Origin of the sequence: Thiomicrorhabdus sp. zzn3 (assembly GCF_029767755.1) — a bacterium.
In the GTDB taxonomy this organism is placed as follows: domain Bacteria; phylum Pseudomonadota; class Gammaproteobacteria; order Thiomicrospirales; family Thiomicrospiraceae; genus Thiomicrorhabdus.
Window position 1 is genome coordinate 85,101 of the sequence record NZ_JARUQS010000001.1, and the last position, 15,556, is coordinate 100,656.

At 52.5% G+C, this 15,556-nt stretch carries 11 protein-coding genes and 1 tRNA gene; 10 read left to right on the forward strand and 2 right to left on the reverse strand.

The genetic code is table 11. The features are described 5' to 3' along the window. The first annotated feature begins 59 nt into the window (after positions 1–59). From QCB44_RS00380 to arsJ, 6 genes are all read left to right on the forward strand, one after another. Positions 60–1,211: an efflux RND transporter periplasmic adaptor subunit gene (locus QCB44_RS00380; RefSeq protein ID WP_279407232.1), complete on the forward strand. Its 1,152-nt coding sequence runs from the start codon at positions 60–62 to the stop codon at positions 1,209–1,211. After that, a complete protein-coding gene (locus QCB44_RS00385) occupies positions 1,208–4,288 on the forward strand; it encodes an efflux RND transporter permease subunit (protein WP_279407233.1) in 3,081 nt (1,026 codons plus the stop codon). The genes QCB44_RS00380 and QCB44_RS00385 overlap by 4 nt, the downstream gene beginning before the upstream one ends. Positions 4,289–4,415: 127 nt before the next feature. Beyond that, the gene (locus tag QCB44_RS00390) at positions 4,416–5,396 is read left to right on the forward strand and encodes a permease (protein ID WP_279407234.1); all 981 of its coding nucleotides are present in this window, start codon (positions 4,416–4,418) and stop codon (positions 5,394–5,396) included. Positions 5,397–5,449: 53 nt separating this feature from the next. Next, positions 5,450–6,160 carry a thioredoxin family protein gene (locus tag QCB44_RS00395; protein WP_279407236.1) on the forward strand — a complete coding sequence of 237 codons (711 nt, stop codon included), beginning with the start codon at positions 5,450–5,452 and terminating at the stop codon, positions 6,158–6,160. A 38-nt stretch (positions 6,161–6,198) separates the two neighbouring features. After that, entirely contained in the window at positions 6,199–7,218 is a 1,020-nt protein-coding gene (locus QCB44_RS00400) for an ArsJ-associated glyceraldehyde-3-phosphate dehydrogenase (RefSeq protein ID WP_279407237.1), read from the forward strand. A gap of 71 nt (positions 7,219–7,289) precedes the next feature. Then, positions 7,290–8,495, forward strand: coding sequence for an organoarsenical effux MFS transporter ArsJ (arsJ, locus tag QCB44_RS00405; protein ID WP_279407238.1), 1,206 nt, complete (start codon positions 7,290–7,292; stop codon positions 8,493–8,495). Positions 8,496–8,504: 9 nt separating this feature from the next. On the opposite strand, the gene QCB44_RS00410 is transcribed toward arsJ, so the two are convergent. Beyond that, positions 8,505–9,638, reverse strand: a complete 1,134-nt coding sequence (locus QCB44_RS00410; RefSeq protein WP_279407239.1) for a YeeE/YedE family protein — start codon at positions 9,636–9,638, stop codon at positions 8,505–8,507. A 307-nt stretch (positions 9,639–9,945) separates the two neighbouring features. Between QCB44_RS00410 and QCB44_RS00415 the strand changes: the two genes are divergently transcribed. The 4 genes from QCB44_RS00415 (at position 9,946) to QCB44_RS00430 (ending at position 15,256) form a co-directional block, all read left to right on the forward strand. Beyond that, a complete protein-coding gene (locus tag QCB44_RS00415; RefSeq protein WP_279407240.1) occupies positions 9,946–12,216 on the forward strand; it encodes a choice-of-anchor O protein in 2,271 nt (756 codons plus the stop codon). Positions 12,217–12,332: 116 nt separating this feature from the next. Continuing rightward, positions 12,333–12,809, forward strand: a complete 477-nt coding sequence (gene mrtJ, locus QCB44_RS00420) for a JDVT-CTERM system glutamic-type intramembrane protease (protein ID WP_279407241.1) — start codon at positions 12,333–12,335, stop codon at positions 12,807–12,809. A 159-nt stretch (positions 12,810–12,968) separates the two neighbouring features. Continuing rightward, positions 12,969–13,634 carry a DUF2202 domain-containing protein gene (locus QCB44_RS00425; protein ID WP_279407243.1) on the forward strand — a complete coding sequence of 222 codons (666 nt, stop codon included), beginning with the start codon at positions 12,969–12,971 and terminating at the stop codon, positions 13,632–13,634. Positions 13,635–13,750: 116 nt separating this feature from the next. Then, positions 13,751–15,256 carry a thymidine phosphorylase family protein gene (locus tag QCB44_RS00430; RefSeq protein ID WP_279407244.1) on the forward strand — a complete coding sequence of 502 codons (1,506 nt, stop codon included), beginning with the start codon at positions 13,751–13,753 and terminating at the stop codon, positions 15,254–15,256. A 47-nt stretch (positions 15,257–15,303) separates the two neighbouring features. On the opposite strand, the gene QCB44_RS00435 is transcribed toward QCB44_RS00430, so the two are convergent. Next, positions 15,304–15,380, reverse strand: a tRNA-Arg gene (locus QCB44_RS00435). Positions 15,381–15,556 lie beyond the last annotated feature (176 nt).

The following is a 15,556-nucleotide window of genomic DNA, read 5'->3' on the forward strand; positions in this document are numbered from 1 at the left end:
ATAAGTAGACTTTAAGTGCATCGCCGCAAGGTTAAGGTGGCGAAAAAAGGAAGCAGAGGATGCGACGAGTTTGGAAAGCAATGGTGAGTGTGGTGAGTGCAGGTGTTGTGATGAGCAGCGTCTGCTCACCCGTTTGGGCCTCTAAGGTTGGTGCTGATGCGGAGAGTCCTGATGCCGCTTTGCACGACATTTTGCCAATCAGAGTCACCTATATTGAAGCGGCACCAGCACAGCCTTGGTTCTTGAGTGGACGGGTGCAGCGTCGCTATCAGATTCCGTTAAGTTTTCGAGTCGGCGGTATTGTTGAACAGCGTTTCGCCGAAGTAGGTCAATCGGTTGCTCAGGGGCAGGTATTGGCACGTTTGGAATTGCATGATTTAGCGCTGGCGGTGACGCGTGCAGAAGCCGATCGGGATGCCGCGCAGGCCAATGCGTTGAATGCGATGCGCGAGCGCGAGCGCTTGCAGAATTTGTTTGCCAAAAAACTGGTCAGTGAGCAAGATTTGCAGCGTGCGCAGACGGCTGAAGTCTCAGCGAAGAAGTCTGCGCTGTCAGCAGAATCCGCTCTGCAATTGGCTCAGCGCCAATTACAGTATGCACAATTGCAAGTGCCGCAAGACGGCGTGTTGACTGAAGTCTCGGCTGAGCCGGGGCAGGTGATCACAGCAGGACAGCCGCTGATGCAGTTGGCCGCCGGCGATCTGGAAGTTCAGGTCGGCGTGCCGGCCTCGCGACTGCACAGCCTTCAGCAGGCGGTGCAGGCTGTCGGTGTGGATCAGCCCTTTGTCTGTGAAGTGTCATTGCGCGCTTATCAGCCGTTGAATCAAGAGTCAACACTGCTGTATCCCGCCTATTTTACCTTGAGCAACTGTTCAGGCGTTGTTCCTCTGGGGGCCGTGGCCGAAGTGCGCTTTTCTGTTACGGACGGGGCGGTCTCGAGCCTGCAACGCGTGCCGCTGAGCGCGGTCTGGCAGGATGGGAAAACAGCGAAAATCTGGCAGTTGGTATCGCAAGAAAATGGCGATTCTCCAGTGTACCAGGTACGGGCGCAGAGCGTGAGGGTGGTGCGTTTGGATGCTCACTATGCCTATATAGAGAGTGCTTTACCGCTGGGTGAAGCGGTGGTGGCTCAAGGTGCACACCGGCTGACCGAAGGCCAATTGGTGAGCGCATTGAAAGCCGTAGATCAAGTCAAGGCGGCTAAGCCATGATGCAGCGCTTTAACCTCTCTGAATGGGCGGTGCGTCATCGTGCGCTGACACTTTACTTTATTTTGCTGTCGATGCTGGTGGGGACCGTTTCCTTTATCCAGCTTGGGCGTGCTGAAGATCCAAGCTTTACGATTAAAGTTCTGTTGGTTTCCGCCAAGTGGCCGGGGGCAACGCCGCAACAGATGCAGGAATTGGTTGCCGATCCGATCGAAAGGCGTCTGCAGGAAGTGGAATATTTCGACCGCGTGGAAACCACCTCGCGTCCCGGACAGCTGACGATGCTGGTGCAATTGCTTGAGCATACGCCGCCGGACGAGGTTCAGAACCAATTCTATGAGGTGCGAAAACGCATGCTGGATCTGTCCGCACAGCTGCCTAAGGGCGTGCAGGGGCCGATTGTCAAAGATGATTTTTCCGATGTTTACTTCACCCTGTATGCGTTGACGCGTGGCAGCCAGGATTATGCGCAGTGGCTGTCTGAAGCCGAGCGTACCCGTGACGCCTTGCTGCGAGTGGAGGGGGTGCAGAAAGTCAATCTGCTCGGCGAGCAGACGCAGCAAATTCAGATTGAATTCGATGATCGTAAATTGAACGAATTAGGATTGGCGCGCGATCAGCTTCTACAAACGTTGGAAGCGTATCAGCAGGTCGTGCCGAGCGGGTTTATGGAAACTGACGGCCCACGCGTCTATCTGCGCAATCCGGCGGAAAGGCGTTCTCTGGAGGAGCTTAAGCAGCTGCCGATTGCGGCCAACGGCCAGGTGTTCCAATTGCAAGATGTGGCCACGCTGAAGCGCGGGTTTGCCGAACCGAGCGAGTATCTGATCCGTAATCAGGGAGAGGATGCCTTGCTGCTGGGGGTGATTATGCGTAAGGACGTCAATGGTCTGGCGCTGTCTGATCGACTCACCCAATTTCAACAGGCCTGGTCCAATGAGCTGCCGGCGGATATGACGCTGCAAAAAGTGACCAACCAGGGGGATGCGATCGCCCTGGCGGTCAATACCTTTCAGTTGAAGTTCCTGATGGCGGTGCTGGTGGTGATGGCGGTGAGTTTTGTCGCGTTGGGTTGGCGGGCCGGCGTGGTGGTGGCCTTGGCGATTCCGCTGACACTGGCCTTGACCTTTTTGCTGATGGAGTTGACCGGGCGCAATCTGGATCGCATTACCCTCGGGGCCTTGATCTTGGCGTTGGGATTGTTGGTGGACGATGCCATCATCGCCATCGAGATGATGCTGGTCAAAATGGAAGAGGGGCTGGATCGCATGAAAGCGGCGGCCTATGCCTGGACAGTGACCGCGTCACCGATGCTGTTCGGTACCCTGGTCACCGTGACCGGTTTTGTGCCGATCGGCTTTGCCGCCTCCAATGTCGGCGAATACGCCGGCAATATTTTCTGGATTCTGGCGTTTGCACTGACGCTGTCATGGATTGTGGCGGTGGTGTTTACCCCCTATCTGGGCTACAAAATGCTGCCGCAGCCGAAAGTTCTTCGTTCCGAGACGCATCAAGGCGTGCCGCACAATATCTTTACCCGAAGTCTGTCCGGCGTGGTGCATGGGTGTGTGGCGCACCGAAAAACCGTCGTCGCGATGACGATAGGCCTGTTTGTTCTGGCGGTCATCGGCATGGTGCAGAAGGTGGAAAAGCAGTTTTTTCCGAGTTCGGATCGTCCCGAGCTGATGGTGGATATTTATCTGCCGGAAGGCAGCAGTCAGAAGGTGACCGATCAGTTGACGCGACAGGTGGAAGCCTATCTGAAAACCCAGCCGGAGGTGAAGAGCCTGACCGCCTATGTGGGGCAGGGGGCACCGCGCTTCTTTCTGGCATTGAATCCGGAGTTGCCGAATGCCGCCTTTGCCAAAATCATTGTGGTCACGCAAGATGCCCAAGCGAGAGAGCGATTGAAGGCGCGTTTTCAATCCCATCTGGATCAGGGCGCGTTTAACGCGGCACGGGTTCGGGTGCATGCCTTGCTGTACGGCCCGCCGGTGGTATGGCCGGTCACCTTCCGCGTGATGGGGGACGATGTGGCCGTTTTGCGCGAGTGGGGCGAAAAAGTACGTCAGCAGATGGCGCGCAATCCGCATATTGATGATGCCCATTTGGAGTGGGGCGCACGCACCCCGGCGATAGAGCTTAAGTACGACGACGCGCGTTTGGCGCGGTTGGGGCTGACGCCTTTAGCGGTGTCACAGCAGTTGCAGGCCGCGTTGCAAGGCGAAACCCGGGCCGAATTGCGTGAGCAGACGCGGCGTATTCTGCTGACGGAATTCAGTCGTTTGGGACGCGAGGCGCAACTGGATCGTTTGGGCGAATTGACCGTTGAAAACGCCCAGGGCCAGAAGGTGCCGTTGGAACAGGTCGCGCAGTGGAAAGTGGTGTTTGAAGATCCGGTTCTGAAACGCCGCAATCGTACGCCATACATCAATGTCAACGCCGAGGTCAGCGGTGCGCAGCCTCCGGATGTGACCAATGCCATCTGGAAAGCGATGCAGCCGATGCTGGCGCAATTGCCGCACGGCTACCGGGTTGAAATCGGCGGTTCGATCGAAGAGTCGGGGCGGGCGGAGGCGTCGATTCAAAGGCTGATGCCGGTGATGGTGCTGCTGATGGTGACCTTGATCATGCTCAATATGCAGAGTTTTTCCGGTACCTTTATGGTGTTGATGACCGCGCCTTTGGGTCTGATCGGTGCGGTGGCTGCGATGTTGCTGTTCTCGCAGCCGTTCGGCTTTGTCGCCAATCTGGGGTTGATCGGTTTGGCGGGGATTTTGATGCGCAACACGCTCATTTTGGTGGGGCAGATCAACGACAACCTGCGTCACGGCATGGACGCGGAAACGGCGCTGATAGATGCCACCTTGCGTCGCGCCCGCCCGGTGCTGTTGACCGCACTGGCGGCGATGCTGGCGTTTATTCCGTTGACCACCAATACCTTCTGGGGGCCTTTAGCGTTTGTTCTGATCGGCGGCGTCAGCGTCGGCACCTTGCTGACCCTGCTGTTTCTGCCGGCACTCTATGCGCTGTGGTTCCGCATCGGGCGGAGCGACAAAGCCAGCATCGCCAATCCTTAACGCATTTTGAAAAATTCGCATTGGAAAACTGAACAGGCCTGTTCGGTTTTCAGTGTTTTGTGGTGGGGTTTAAATTGACTATATCTGTTTATGCAGATATAGTGTTTTTGTTAAATGGCATAACTAAGTGAAGAGTGGTTCTGTGGGGTTTGATGTATTAGGCAATTGGATCGCGTTTACATTACTGGGGTTGGATGCAACCGGTCGATTGGGTGCCGCCGTGCAGTTTTTTGTCATGGATACCGCCAAGATTTTCTTTCTGTTGGCGGTGATTATCTATGTCATGGGGCTGCTGCGTGCGTTTGTTTCCACCGAAAAGGTGCGGACTCTGGTGATGAACCGTCCGCTGTGGATGGGGCGTTCTCTGGCGATTACGCTGGGCTCGGTGACACCGTTCTGTTCCTGCTCGTCGGTGCCGCTGTTTATCGGCTTTGTCGAGGCGCGTATTCCGGTAAGCATTACCTTTGCCTTTCTGATTGCCAGTCCGATGATCAATGAGGTGGCGGTGGTGCTGTTGGTGACGCTGCTGGGTTGGGAAGTAGCCCTTTGGTATGTGTTGGCCGGGCTGGCAGTGGCCTATGTCGGTTCGGTGATCATCGGTTGGTTCAAGCCGGAACGCTGGGTGGAAAGTTACGTTTGGGACATCCAGAGCCGTCACCGTCAGGAAAGTCAGGCGCAATACGGTGGGCTGCAAGCGCGGCACGCCTTTGCCTGGAACGAGGTCAAGGTCATCGTCAAACGCATCTGGCATTGGGTGGTGATCGGTATCGCTGTGGGCGCGCTGTTTCACGGTTATGTGCCGGAGGCGTGGGTGAGTGAAACCTTGGCGGATGCCTCCAACTGGTGGAGTGTACCGGCAGCAGTGTTGTTGGGGGTGCCGTTGTACTCCAATGCCACCGGGGTGATTCCGGTCGTCGAGGCGATGCTGGGCAAAGGGGTGCCTTTGGGAACCAGTCTGGCGCTGATGATGAGCATTGCCGCCTTGTCGTTGCCGGAGTTGCTGATTTTAAGGAAGGTGATTCGCTGGCCGGCTTTGGCGCTGTTTGTTGCTGTATTGGCCGTTGCGTTTATGCTGGTTGGGTACGGGTTTAACTATTTTTATGGATAAATGTATGAATCAAGGCCATTTCAAACAGGCCTGTTCAGTTTAGGAGAAAAATGATGAATTCAATTAAGGGAAATCGCCCGTTGCGATTCTTTGCCATGATGATGATTGTTCTGTTAATCGTGGCGCATTTTATGGGACAGGTCGATCTGACCGAGGTGTCGTTTTTATGGCTGATGATTGCGATGGCTCTGAATGCGATTCAGGCGTCGTTCAGCGGTTTCTGCCCGATGTTCAAAAACGCCCGCGGTGAATGCGTGGCGTGCGGCGTGGTGTGTGATCCGTCTCAGTCCAAAGCCGAGCCCACTTCTTGCTGCGATTCGGACGCGTCGTCGTCTTGTTGTGGATCGAATGATGAAAGTAAAACCCAACAGGCCTGTTGTTCGCAAGAGACAAGCCCAAAGCAATCTGGTTGCTGTGGAGGAGAAAAATCAACCTCAAGCTGCTGCGGCGAGGCGTCTGCAACAAACTGCTGTGGCGAATCCTCCGGCATTCAAGTCAAGGTGTTGGGAACGGGATGTGCCAATTGCAACAATACCGCCAAACTGATCGAGGAAGTCGGCGCACAGCTTGGCATTAATGTGCAGGTGGTTAAGGTTGAAGAGGTGGCGGAGATCGCGGCTTACGGCGTGATGTCGACGCCGGGCGTGGTGATTGATGAGCAGGTGGTGCATGCCGGTGGCGTGCCGAGCCGTTCGGATATTGAAGCTTGGCTTAAACAGGCTGGACAAGTTCAGCAAGCTTCATCATCTTGTCATGAAAAATAGGTTAAATGGACTCGGGTAATGATTAAGAGGAACTTGCCATGACGGTGAAAGTGGCGATCAACGGATTTGGGCGCATGGGGCGTCTGGCCCTGCGTGTGGCCTATGACTGGCCGGAAGTGGAGTTTGTTCACATCAATGAGACCGCGACCGATGCCTACGGTTCGGCGCATCTTCTGAACTTCGATTCGGCACACGGCCGCTGGCAGCATGAAGCGCGTGAGGACGCCGATCAGATTGTGATTGGCGAGCACGCCATCAGCTATTCGCAGAACGCGGACATTGCCGCCACCGATTGGGCGGCGCTGGAGGTGGATGTGGTGCTGGAATGTACCGGTAAGTTCCGCACTCGTGGCAGTCTGCAGCCTTATCTGGATCAGGGCGTGAAGCAGGTGATCGTCGCCGCGCCGATGAAAGAAGGCATTAAGAACATCGTCATGGGCATCAATGACGATATTTTTATAGCCGGTGAAGACCGGATTATTACTTCGGCGTCCTGCACCACCAATTGCATTGCGCCGGTGATTAAGGTGTTGCATGAACAGATCGGTATCAAGCACGGCATGATCACCACCATGCACGACCGCACCAATACCCAGAAGGTCGTCGATCACGGCCATAAGGACCTGCGCCGAGCGCGCGCCGGGTTTGAATCGTTGATTCCGACCACGACCGGTTCGGCGCAGGCGATCGGCACCATTTTTCCAGAGCTCAACGGCCGGCTGAACGGTTTGGCGGTGCGCGTGCCGTTGATGAACGCCTCCTTGACCGATCTGGTGCTGGAGATGCAGCGCGACACCACGGTGGAAGAGGTTAACGGCCTGTTCAAAACCGCATCGGAAACCTATCTGAAAGACATTTTGGGCTACGAAGAGCGTCCGCTGGTGTCGGTGGATTACGAGGGCGAGTTGTGCTCGTCGGTGATCGATGCGCCCTCGACCATGGTGGTGGACGGCACTCAACTGAAAGTGCTGGCCTGGTACGATAACGAAATCGGCTATGTGGCGAGAATGATGGAGCTGGCGGTGAAAACCGCCAGGTTGAATGCCGGTCAAGAGTGATTTTCATCCGTTTTCAACAGGCCTGGTTTGACCAGGCCTGTTCAATTTTACAAGGTTGAACGAGGTTTTAGATGAGTACGCTGCAAGCCAACGCCCTACAGCAATATGCGATTGTCACCGCCAATTATTGGGCGTTTACCCTGACCGACGGTGCTTTGCGCATGTTGGTGCTGCTGTTCTTCTATCAACAGGGCTATTCGCCGTTTGAACTGGCGTTGCTGTTTGTGCTCTATGAGTTTTTCGGTATTGTCACCAATTTGGTCGGCGGCTGGATCGGCGCGCGCATGGGGCTCAAGCTCACCATGGATGTGGGCTTGGCGTTGCAGGTCGGCGCATTGTTGATGCTGACGCTCAATCCTGAGTGGCTCACGGTGCTGTATGTGATGGTAGCGCAGGCGGTTTCCGGTATTGCCAAAGACTTGAACAAGATGAGCGCCAAAAGCAGTATCAAGAGCCTGGCGAGCGAAGCCAGCGGCGCGCTGTATCGTTGGGTGGCGTTGCTGACGGGTTCAAAAAACGCCCTGAAAGGGGTCGGTTTTTTCCTAGGCGGCTTTTTGCTGACCGCGGTCGGTTTTGAAAATGCGCTGTATATTCTAGCAGGCCTGTTGGGTTTGGCGCTGCTGGTCTCCTTGCTGTTCTTGGACAACCGGTTGGGCAAAGCCAAAAACAAACCGAAATTCAGCGAATTGTTTTCCAAGAGCCCGGCGGTGAACCGGCTGTCGGCGGCGCGCTTTTTTCTGTTCGGCGCGCGCGACATCTGGTTTGTGGTGGCGCTGCCGGTGTATTTGGCGAGTGTGCTGGAATGGAGCCATGCCGAGATCGGCGCCTATCTGGCGTTGTGGATCATAGGTTACGGGTTTATCCAGGCGAGCGCGCCGAAACTGACCGGGATAAAAGGCTCAAGTACACGGCATCGCCCCACGGCGCGTACCGCGATGAAACTGGCTTTTGCGCTGGCTGCGATTCCTCTGGTGATGGGGTTGCTGCTCGGCTTTGATCCCAAGTGGATTCTGCTGATTGGGCTGATGGTATTTGCCGTGGCGTTTGCTCTGAACTCGGCGGTGCACTCGTATCTGATTGTCTCGTTTGCCGATGCCGACGGCACCTCCAAAGACGTTGGTTTTTACTATATGGCCAATGCGGGCGGGCGCTTGGCTGGCACTTTGCTCTCCGGCTATGTCTATCAGGTGGGCGGCATGGAGGCCTGTCTGTTTTTGGCCGCGGCGTTTGTGGTGATTGCCGGCGCAGTGGCAGGCCGCATCGCTGAACCGGCTTAATCTTTCTTTTTAGGCGACATAGCGGCGCAGATAGACGCCGATCCCATTCCCCAGCAAGGCAAACACAAACCACACCCAGCCGTGCAGGCTGCCCGAGGCGATGCCGCTGAAAAATGCGCCGATATTGCAGCCTGACGCCATGACGGCACCGAATCCCATAATGGTGCCGCCGATAACACTGCCCATTACCCCTTTCAAATTCACCGGAACTTTGCTTCTGGGTTTGAATAGAGAGACGGCAAAGGCGCCAGCAATCACGCCCATCGTAGTTAAGCTCACTGTATTTTCAAAAGGTCCCAACGCCAGATGGGTGCTGTTCTCCATCGCATAATCCCAGAATCCCCAGTCGATTGGCAGATGTAGAGCGTCGATTAAGCGGGTTCCCCAGTAAGGGAAAATCGAGCTGATCGACCAAGGTGAGCCGGAAATCCAGAGGAGTAGCGTATTAAAGGTCGCCAGGCCGAAAGCGGCCAATAGAAAAGGGTGCCATCTGCGCTGTGGGTGAATGAGCGGTTTCACTGTCGTATGGCGTTTGCGTTCAATCTTGTTTAACCATTGGTACAACAGAAACAGTATCGATAGTTGAATAACCACGCCCATGACCCAGCCAAACTGGTTTTGAAAAGCAAACGGTTCCAGTTCGGGCAGGTGTTGCCAACCGCTGTAGGTGTAAGCGGCGACGCTGCCGCCGATCACCATAAAAAACAGCGTGGTAAACGAAAGCGGCTGCAGTTGGCCAACGCGGTTCAAGGTGCCGGAAGTACAGCCACAGCCGATCTGCATGCCGATGCCGAACAGAAAGGCACCGATTGGAATTGCGAGGCTTAAGGTGCGGATAAAACCGGTTGGCTGAGTGCTGATGGCCTCACTGAAAGCGAGCAGTGGCGCAAACAGAATAATCGCCAGTGCCAGCATCCAGATAATCGCACGCATGCCTGCCGTTTTACGATCTGTGAGCAGGCTGCGAAAGCTGCTGCTGAAACCAAATTGGAAATAGTTGAGGGTCGCACCTAATAGGCCTCCCAGGGTAATGAGAGTGGCTATCACCAGTGTCTGCTCTTTGAGCAGGTTGTTTGCAGCGATTAGAGTTGCAAACAGTAGGCTGGTGGAGATGAGGAAGATAGAGGGTTTTGAAGTCGGCATATCAATCGCATTCGTGTTTTGATTTCGCCTTATTTTAATAAATTGTATTTATTAAAAATAATAAAATAATCTTATCTATATATTGGGCTTTGCCAAGGAATCTGCTAAAGATAAATTTATGAAAAATAATAGAAAAAACTAATCCATAGCAAAGTTATCTGAAATCAAGTTTATATACGTAATTCACCCCAATGGGTGATGGTTGATGCGGTTTGATTGATTATACTGACAGATAACGTTTGGATTAGAAAGGGCGGTTGAAGTTCTTTCTATTTTTGTATGAAAGGGTTTTAACCGGAGGTAAGAAATGGCTTTTCAAAAGAAAACGTTAATTTTGGCGATGGCGGCGACTTTTGTTGCCCCTCTAGCGCAAGCGGCTGATGAAACGCAGACGCAGGAACAGGCGGCAACTCAGCTGCAGTTTTCTAATCAACTTAATTTGTCAGGGGCCGCGACTCCTGATGTTGGTGATGATGCCTTTAAAACCAAGCTGGTACGTTTAGGAAACGGTGTCTTGATAACGGTATTCGGGGATTCAGTCGATTCGACCAAGTTGGTGTATGACGTCAAGGGAGATGTAGATCGTCCGGCCCGTGATATTTTCATTCGTACCTGTGCCAGTTCGGCCGCAGATTGTAGTCTTGAAGAAAGCTGGAGTGAACCTGAAAACGTATCAGGAACGGCATTATTAAGCAGTATGAATGCCGATTGGGATGGCCCGGAAACCGATGGTGCGACCCGCAAGCCTTATTACGGAGATTCGGATAAGCCTAACATTTCCAATGGCGGCTCCAATATTATGGTCACGTGGACGGATAAATATTGTGATGCGCTGGCTGAAGGTTCAACTGCAGCCATCGATACGGATCCAACGGGAACGTCCCAGCGCTCAGTCGCCTATTTGACCCGTGATAATCGTGAAGTGCCATTTAGCTGTGCGATGGCACGTTATGCGACTGTCGCCGCAGACGGTTCTTTGACATGGGGGACAGCTACACCGGTTCAGTTGAGTACGGGTGCTCGTGATGCGAAGCAGGATGTCAGCAAGGTCAATTCTTTGGGTAAAGCGGTGGTGACTTGGCAAGAGGATCCATTGGGACTGCAACTCGGTTCCGCAGATGGCCCCGGTGACGGTGCTTCAGGTGCGACCGCATCGCATGGTACGGATATTTGGTATACCACAACCACAAACACGGTTACTAAAACCGATCCTGATACAGGAAAAGCGATCGCGGGTAAAACCGCGGCCTTTACCAATGTCGCGCGTTTAACGGATAACGCGACTTCGACAGCGTCAGGGAACCATAATGTGATTAGAAATGCTGCCGGTGTGGAAGTGGCGGATGATGCGATTGAAGGGGGGCAAGCTTCTGCAACACGCGCCAATACGGCGCTGGTGGGGTCTACCGTTGTTGTCGCTTATGAAGAGACCAAAGGGTCGGAAGGTTTGGCGATCGGTAAGTTTGTTCGCTATCACACTTATTCATACAACACGGATCCTCAAACCCAGTCGGCAGATGCTGCATTTGATAAAGCCGGGTGCATTATTTCCAATCCATTGGAAAATGCGCGTCGCGTGCGTTTTGTAGCGCAAACGGATGACATGATGGCTCAAGTCAACGCTGTTCAAGGAGATGTCGATTCTGGGCTGCGTATGGGGATTTTCTGGAAAGAAGGTCAGTATGACCAAGGCGGGCCGTCAGATATTATGGCGCGTGTCGCCATTGGCGGTGTAGACGCTACCGATATGGTGCCAGCGGTTGATGCAAACTGCGCAACTTCAGATTACCTGACTGCAGAAGATTTGAGCAATACGCCAGCGTATAACTTGAGTAGTAACACCAAAGCCGGTACCAACAACCTGACGGATACCACGGAAACCAATAACATCGAAAATGCCCTGGCGCATCGCGGTGCGATTGTTGGGAACGATCTCTATGTGGGTTACAGCTACACTACGGATTGGGCACTGGCTACCTACACGAATTTGGTGAACTACGACTTCTGGCTGCGTCGTTATGACGGTACTACGGGAGAGTGGACAGCGCCTAAAAATCTGTCGAATCTGCCGACGACGGATATCAATGTCCGTGAACCGCGTTTTGTGAAAACACCATACTCTGCAACAGCCGAGGATGCTTATAACCCGAGTGCGTTCGTCATTGCTTGGGGGACGCAAACCAACGTGGCTTCCCATATCGAAGATGCGGAAGATTTGGATATTTACTATACGCGTAGCTTCGACAAAGGGGTGACGATGGAACCGGTCGTGCGTGTCGATAATCCAAATGGTAATGCTCGCTATGAATCGCAGTTGCGTCCAACTCCGAATGGGGAGACCGTGTATGCGGTTTGGAATGAGACGGATGGTACAAACACGGAAGCGGCCTTTTCTGTCGCGACGACAACCGATGCTGTTGATGGATATGATCCGTATGATGACGGTTCTTCCGGTTCATCCGGTTCTGGTGGAGGATGTACCCTGTCCGACAACGCCAAGTTTGATCCGGTATTGCCTGCGATCCTAGCTTCCGCGCTGGCTTTCTTGGGCTTCCGTCGCTATCGAAACCAGGCGTAATCGCGCAATAACGTTTAAGTAAACGTTTTAGAGAAGGCGCCATTTGAGGATTCAAATGGCGCCTTTTTTATTGTGCGGCTTATAATGTCTTCTTAGATGATAGGTTGAGAAAAAGTATGTCGTTTTGGCAAATAGAACTGGGATTGCGATGGACGCCACAGTGTTTTAAAGAGTTTTGGTTTTATCTTGCCTTGCTGGCCGCGCCCGTGTCTTTGTGGGTCGGTTACACGCTTTATCCAGATTGGTTTTCGGCGATTGATGTCGGCTGGAAGGTGGTGGTGTTGATGGTGGTTTGGCAGCCATTGATTGAAGAGCTGTTTTTTCGCGGTATGCTGCAAGGCAAACTTTTTCAACAGGCCTGGTTCTCGGTCAGCAGGCTGGGAATAAGTCGCGCCAACTGGTTGGTCAGCCTGCTGTTTATGCTGACGCATTTGCTTTACCATCCTCCTGTTTGGGCCTTGGCGGTAATCTTTCCGTCACTGGTGTTTGGCTGGTTTCGTGACCGTTATCAATCCACTGTCCCCTCTATATTGCTGCATGCTTTCTATAACGTGATGTTGTTGCTGTTTTCCGCTTTCTTTTTACGCGCCTAAGTGTCGCACAATGCGCTAGTCTTTATGGCTTAAATGGTTAATAAGGATTTGCTTATATTTGTGGATAAAAAACTCTTTCTTTAAAATGTAAAAAATTCCCATAAAATAGAAGCCGTCAAAGAGAGAGCTTTTCTCGAAACTCAAAAAAGGAAGTGACTTATGAAACCTACCCTTCAAAACCTATTTACAGCAAGTGTATTCACTGCAGCGATGATGGCGGGTGCTGGAAATGTTGGTGCAAGCGACGCGGTGGAAGAGACAACCTTGGAATCGGTGGTAGAGAGTACCGCGATTGAAGCGTTGTCGGTGGAAGAAGAGCATGGTTTGCTTTTCATGCGTGAAGAAGAGAAGTTGGCGCGCGATGTGTATCTGACCTTGTACGATATTTGGGGGTTAAGTATTTTCCAAAATATCGCCGAATCTGAACAGAAGCATACGGATGCGATTAAACTGTTGATTGAGAAATATCAGTTGGCAGATCCGGTGGTAGACGACACGGTAGGTGTGTTTACCGACTATCATTTTGTAGAAACCTATGAAGCGTTGGTGACTAAAGGGTCACAAAGCCTTGAAGATGCGCTTCAAGTAGGAAATATGATTGAAGAGCTGGATATCAAAGACATTGCTGAGTCCATTGCCGTAGTTGAGGGGAATGATGATATTGTCGCCGTATATGAAGAGCTCATGAAAGGGTCCAGAAACCACTTGCGCTCTTTCTGGGATGTGCTGACCAAAAACGGTTTTACCTATGAACCGCAGTTTATTTCGCAAGAAGAGTTTGATGCGATCATCAACTCGCCAATGGAAGCGACCAATTTGAAATAAGTTGAATTGGAAATGATATTGAAGGGGCTTTTAAGCCCCTTTTTGCGTTTATTGCTTGGGGTTTTCGTTAATCGAGTTACAATGAAAATATTCTGTTATTGGATGAGAAGGTGAGAATGGCGACGTTAAAGCTCAGAAGCATTGCAATTGATACCTACAAGGAAAACGTGGCCTATTTGCACCGTAATTGCGAAATCTATCAGAGTGAAGGCTTTCAGGCGCTTAATAAGATCGAGGTGCATTCTCAAGAGAATGGCGAATCGGTGGTGGCGGTGCTCAATGTGGTCGACGATGACTCTATTGTGGAACCGGGACAATTGGGGTTGAGTGAACAGGTGTTTGATCAGTTCGGTCTGCCCGAGGGGGCCTCAGTGCGTATCTGTCCGGCGACGCAGCCGCACTCATTCTCATACGTGCACCGCAAGATCTCAGGTTACTCTTTGAATCACGATGAATACTTGGAAATCATTCGCGATATCGAGGCCAATCGTTACTCCAAAATTGAGATCACTGCCTATTTGGTGGCCTGTGCCGAGAGCGGAATGGACCGTGATGAAGTGCTGTATTTGACTCAGGCGATGGTCAAAACCGGGGAAACTCTCGATTGGGGCGAAGGACTGGTGGTGGATAAGCACTGTATTGGCGGCATTCCCGGCAATCGGACCAGCATGCTGGTGGTGCCGATTGTGGCCGAGCACGGTTTGTTGATGCCTAAAACCTCGAGCCGGGCCATCACTTCTCCGGCAGGTACAGCCGATACCATGGAGGTGTTCAGTAAAGTAGAGCTGAGCATTAAGCAGTTGCAAAAGATTGTCCGCCAGCTGCGCGGTTGTCTGGCGTGGGGCGGAACGGCCAAATTAGCGCCGGTGGATGATGTGTTAATTTCAGTGGAACGCCCTTTATCGATGGATTCGCCTGGACAGATGGTGGCGTCGATTTTGTCTAAAAAAGTGGCTGCAGGGGCCTCTCATCTGATTGTAGACATTCCGGTTGGACCGACGGCTAAAATTCGCAGTCAATCGAATGCCATGCAGTTGCGTAAGCTGTTTGAGTATGTCGGTGATCATATGGGGTTGGAATTGGAAGTGGTGATTACCGATGGCCGTCAGCCGATTGGCCGGGGAGTGGGACCGGTTTTGGAAGCCCGCGATGTTCTGCAGGTGCTGGAAAATGATCCGATGGCTCCGCAGGATTTGCGGGAAAAAGCCCTGCAATTAGCCGGGCGTATTATTGAGTTTGATCGTGATGTCCGTGGCGGTCAAGGTTATGCGATTGCGCGGAATATTTTGGATTCGGGACGCGCTTTAGAAAAATTTAATTCCATTGTGCTTGCTCAGGGAAAACGGCCCCAATCACTTCAGTTGGGAAATTTGAGTTATGACGTTGTAGCCGAAATGGATGGTCAGGTGACGGCGATTAACAACTTTCAGATTGCACGTATTGCCAGTGTGGCCGGTGCTCCTATGGACAAAGGAGCCGGAGTAGACCTGTATAAAAAGCTAGGTCAGAGCGTTAAAAAGGGCGAGCCGCTGTATAAAGTCTATGCCGAATTCCAATCGGATTTGAATTTTGCCAAAGAGCTGATCGCTAAAAATACCGGGTTTACTTTGGAAAAAAGTTAGGAGGAAGGTCGGCTGAAAACCGTGAACCAAGGCTTGAAAGAGAGTAATGGCGCGCCCGAGAAGATTCGAACTCCCGACACCAGCCTCCGGAGGGCTGTGCTCTATCCAGCTGAGCTACGGGCGCTTGGTTGAAACGCCCATATTATAAGGGGTTCGCTAGGCCATTAACAGGAAATTTTTCAGACGGCAAGCTCATTCCTTATTTTATTCATCTCGTGTGATTGGCTCCTTAAGCAGCAATATGGCTAATGTATAAAAGAGTTGTTTCTTTTGTATAACCAGGTGTATAGTTATTGTATA